The organism is Chondromyces apiculatus DSM 436 (assembly GCF_000601485.1).
GTDB lineage: Bacteria > Myxococcota_A > Polyangia > Polyangiales > Polyangiaceae > Chondromyces > Chondromyces apiculatus.
Genome location: NZ_ASRX01000151.1, coordinates 1 through 4,382 on the forward strand (window position 1 = coordinate 1; position 4,382 = coordinate 4,382).

The window sequence follows — 4,382 nt, forward strand, 5'->3', positions numbered from 1 at the left end:
GGGGCGGGGGGAGGTGGGGTCGACGTCGGGGAGGGGAGGGTCGGCGTCGGGGGAAGCGACGGAGGCGGCAGCGCCGGGAGAGGAGGCGTCGGGAGAGGGAGGGGTGGGGGTGACGGGGGCGATCTCCACGGAGGGAGGCGCGGCGGGAGGAGGGAGCGGGGTAGGGGTGCAGGCGGAGAGGGTGAGAGAAGTGAGGAGGGTAAGAGAGGGGGCCGGGGGGAGGTGACGTGCAGGGGAGGGCACGAGGAGACGATAGCCCGAGGGCTGCGGTGCCGTTAGCTGTTGCTCAACGCGCGCTTGAGATGCGTCTGCAGCTTTGACTCGCTCAGACCGACGCCGCCGCGATCACCGCGAAATTGGATGGCCAGCTCGCAGAGACAGGATGCGACCGGGTTGAGGAGGTGCGCAGCGTCGGACGAGGTGCAGTCGAAGCCACCTGCGCTGAGGTTGACGACGGGGCTAATACCCGAGGGAGGTGACGCGAAGGCGTGTCATCGGCTCGGATGAGGCCATGGCATCAATGGGGCTTGCTGTCGGCAAGCTTCCATAGAGTATCCCACAAGGTATCTTTCTCAGAAGCGGAGAGCTGGTGATCGTTCAGCCGCTCCAGAACATCTCTGCTTTCGATGAGTCCAAGGCGCAGACCGCAATCTGACATTGTTTGCAAGTTATTGCCGCGGAGCGTTTTGAATTTCTGTGTAAAGGCATCCTGCACTCCTTTGATTCGCCATACGTGAAGCTGTGCAGGGCTCCTATCTTGCGGAAGCAATCCTTTATGGATCTCCGTCGCGACAATTTTTGTCGCATCAAACTCCTCATCGCTGGCGATAGCTTGCGCAACGATGGTGCGTACATCGTCGTCTGACATTGCGCGACGCAGCGTATCGGCGACTTGGCCTGCGACCGGTAGGAGTGCCCAAGCAGCCGCCTGTCTTACACTCGGCACGCTGTCGTTTTGGAGCAGCTCGACCAGTGGCGTGATGGCCTCTTGAATTCCCGCTAGACTCTGTGCTGCAGCCACCCGAAGGATGGGATTGGATGAGTGCAGCAACTGCAATCTGTTGTCGACAGATGTGTTGCCCGGGGCGAGAAGTTCGAGACGCATGATCGGCGCGCCTCCGCCCAGGTCTCGCAGAGGGTACGGGCGAAAAGCTCGTCGGCCTGCACCCGGTGCCGCGGGAGGCGGCCCTCGGCGCGATGGACCAGCGCGAGGCAGGAGAGCATGAAGGGGTTGCGGGCCAGGGCGAATAGGCGGGGGCTGGCGCGGAGCGATTCCAGAAGCAGATCTGCGCCTGTCTCGTCAGTGGGTTCGGCCTGAGTTTCCCAGCGCAGGTAGGCTCGGTAGAACCTAGGGAGACACATTCGCTCTGGTCGGCGTGGAGGTGCCAGGGAGGGATGGCTTCAGGGGCGTGCTGGGAGGAGACCGGGGGCTGCAGGCGTGCTGCTGGAAAGGAGATGTCGACGTTGGAAGGGACGAAGACCTCGCGGATGTCTAGCCGGGGGGGCTCCTTCTTCTGGAGTCGGAACCCAACGTAGCGGATCAAGCGCATCTCGGGACCGCCTGCGTAGGCGCGGAACTTCTCCAGGAGGCGCTCGGCGGCACCATAGATAAACGGCGCGCTCCCCGGGCGAACGTCAGCGGCCGGGTAGGCGAAGTGAATCGCCGTGCTGCCCTCGAGTCGCCCGAGCACGGCCAACCCCTCTTGCATGGTCTCGGGGAGCGCGAGCGCGAGGTCCTCGGTGCGGCGAACGCGGGCGAGCTGGGAGGCGAGGATTGGGTTCCGGCGCACGCTGATGCCGGCGATGCGGATGCTGTCCAGGGTGAGGTGGCTGAGCAGGATGCCGGGGTTGACCACCTCGACCCGGTCGCTGAAGACGAAGAGCCGCACCTGGGAGGGGGCGCGGTAGTCGCGGTGGGCGAGCGCGTTGACCAGGGCTTCGCGCAGCACGGGCACCGACAGGCCGGCGTCCACGCGCTGCATGCCCACCACGTGCGAAGGGGTGGGGATGAAGTCGAGCGCGTGGTCGAGCTGCTCGAAGAGAGGGCCGGCGATCTCCTTGCGGTCGGCGAACGCGCCGGTGATGACGGTGCCGTCGACGCGCACGGCGGAGATGCGCGCGTCAGGGAGCCAGCGCTGCGGGTCCTTGCCGAAGAGGAGCACGCCGGCGACGGTGGGGGTGCCGTCGGGGTCGATGCACTTCAGCGCTTGCAGGTAGTGGTCGCGGCGCTGGGCGGCGTCGGGCTCGTAGAGGGAAGCGAGGAAGGTGTCGATGGCGGCAGGGTCGAGGTCGTCGCGGGTGGCGCCGTCGAGCGAGGTCTCGTCGTGGTAGACGTTCTGGGACTGGAGGAGGCGGATCAGCTCTTCGCGGGTGGCCTCGCGGTTCATGCTGGCGTCGCGCATGTAAAAGACGCTGTCGGCGCGGTAAGGGCGGTCGACGCCGGTGGGGGTGCCGTCGTCCTCGACGCCGACGAAGATCTGACCGCCGCGTCCGTTGGCGAAGGCGGCGATGGTGCGGGCGAGGATCTTGGCGTCGAAGCCGTGGGCGGTGCTCTTCAGCGCGGTGCGGGAGTCTTCGCCGAGCTGGATCCGCTGCTGGATGGCCTTGGGGTCCACGGGGTGGAGGCTATACCCGGGCCGGAGACCAAGCGAGGTTCAGGCCTTGTCGCTCTCGCCGAGCTTGTCGTGGGTGCTCAGGAAGACTTCGTGGATTTCGAGCTTGTTCGGGCCGGCGAACATCTCCTTCGGGGCGCGGTTCTTGTGGGCCTCGGCGAAGGAGGGGCTCTTGGTCCAGGCCTCGAAGTCCTCGAAGGAGCGCCACCAGGTCTTCACCTCGTAGTAGCCCTGGGTCTCGGTGTCGGGGGACCAGGTGCCGGTCGCGTGGTCGAGCTTCATCGGCCTGGGGCGGTGCACCTCGTTGCGGATGAAGCCCGGGGACTGGTCGATGAGGTGGGCGCGTTTGCGGAAGCGGTCCTCGAAGTCGGCCTCGTGGCCCTCTGCGACGGGGATGCGGTTGGTGACGACGAACATGGCTTCCCTCACGGGTGGTCGGCGCAGCGAGGGTGCCGCGCAGGACCGAGGTATAGCAGCCTCTCCAGGCATCGCTCCCGGTCCCTCGGGGCGACGTTCACCTGCGGGGGGCGCCGGGCCAGGTCTCGGGGCGGAGCCAGAAGTCGTCGGCGCGGCCGCCGTAGTAGGCGTCGAGGACCACGTCCATGACGCGGGAGGTGCGGGCGGCGGAGTAGCCGGTGCTGGGGCACTCGCCCTGGCCGCGGAGGTGGTCGACGATCGACTGGATGAGCGGCTGCTGGACGTGCATCGGGTTCGGGCGGGTCATGGTCTCGACGTTGCCGCGGGTGATGATCTCCAGGGGCTCGTCGCCGAACGTCGACATCCGCAGGCGGGCGTCGGTGCCGGTGATCTCGATGAGGTCCTCGCGCGCGTGGCCGGCGAAGTTCCAGTGGGCGACGCCGAGGGCGCCCTGCTCGGTGCGGAAGTGCATGGCGATGTTGTCCTCGATGGTGCAGTTCGTGGACACGTTCGCGGCCATGCCGGAGACGTTGCGGAGGGGGCCGAGGAGGAACTCCAGGAGGTCGAGGGTGTGGCAGCCGATGTCGAGGAACAGGCCGCCGCCGGAGTACTCGGGGCGCAGGCGCCAGGGGCGATCGGCGGGGGTGCCTTCCCAGCGGGGGTGGGTGTAGCGGTAGGTCACGCCGGTGATGGCGCCGAGGCGGCCGGCGTCGATGACCTCCCTCGCGGTGACGAAGCGGGGGAGGCGGCGGCGGTAGTAGGCGACGAAGAGCGGCACGTCGGCGGCCTCGAAGGCCTCGTTCATGCGCTTGCACTCCTCGTAGCTGCGGGCCATGGGCTTCTCGACGTAGACGGGCTTTCTGGCCTCGCAGGCGAGGAGCGCGAGGTCGAGGTGCGAGCCGGGAGGGGTCGCGATGTAGACCGCGTCGACGTGCGGGTCGGCGATGAGGTCCTCGGGGTTGTCGTGGTAGCGGGGGACGTCGTGGCGCTTCGCCCAGTCCTGGGCCATCCCCGGGGTCCGGCGCATGACGGCGGAGAGCATGCTGCCCTCGACCTTCTGAAATGCGGGGCCACTCTTGATCTCGGTCACGCTGCCCGCGCCGATCATGCCCCAGTGGACGCTATGCAAGCGGTTCATGCCGATCCATCCAGGTGAGGATGCCAGCATGCCACGCGGTGGTGGCTCCCGGGTACGATCTCCTCAAGGGGGGGCGTTTCCACGTCGCACCGCCCGGGTTCGGCCCGGGGGCATCGGGGGCGGAAGACGCAGCCTGTGGGCGGGTTGAGCGCGCTGGGGGGCTCGCCGGCCAGGGGCAGGGGGGTGCGGGCGCCGGCGGGGGCGGCGGGGGCGGC

The 4,382-nt window shown here is 67.8% G+C and carries 4 protein-coding genes and 3 pseudogenes; all 7 read right to left on the minus strand.

The genetic code is table 11. The features are described 5' to 3' along the window. Positions 1-243, minus strand: a pseudogene (locus CAP_RS51760) (hypothetical protein); the annotation flags it as partial. A gap of 274 nt (positions 244-517) precedes the next feature. Beyond that, positions 518-868 carry a hypothetical protein gene (locus tag CAP_RS53140; RefSeq protein WP_197041600.1) on the minus strand — a complete coding sequence of 117 codons (351 nt, stop codon included), beginning with the start codon at positions 866-868 and terminating at the stop codon, positions 518-520. Between the two features lie 18 nt (positions 869-886). After that, positions 887-1,105: pseudogene (locus CAP_RS56000) on the minus strand (HEAT repeat domain-containing protein); the annotation flags it as partial. Between the two features lie 643 nt (positions 1,106-1,748). Continuing rightward, a pseudogene (locus CAP_RS56005) lies at positions 1,749-2,615 on the minus strand (RNA/DNA-binding domain-containing protein); the annotation flags it as partial. A 39-nt stretch (positions 2,616-2,654) separates the two neighbouring features. Continuing rightward, on the minus strand, positions 2,655-3,029 hold the full coding sequence (locus tag CAP_RS43125) for an antibiotic biosynthesis monooxygenase family protein (RefSeq protein WP_044252602.1): 375 nt from the start codon (positions 3,027-3,029) through the stop codon (positions 2,655-2,657). 97 nt (positions 3,030-3,126) lie between these two features. Further along, on the minus strand, positions 3,127-4,167 hold the full coding sequence (locus CAP_RS43130) for a Gfo/Idh/MocA family protein (RefSeq protein ID WP_044252605.1): 1,041 nt from the start codon (positions 4,165-4,167) through the stop codon (positions 3,127-3,129). Continuing rightward, positions 4,164-4,382: oligopeptide/dipeptide ABC transporter ATP-binding protein (locus tag CAP_RS49580; RefSeq protein WP_370866032.1), on the minus strand; the 219-nt coding region annotated here is incomplete at its 5' end. The genes CAP_RS43130 and CAP_RS49580, both read right to left, overlap by 4 nt.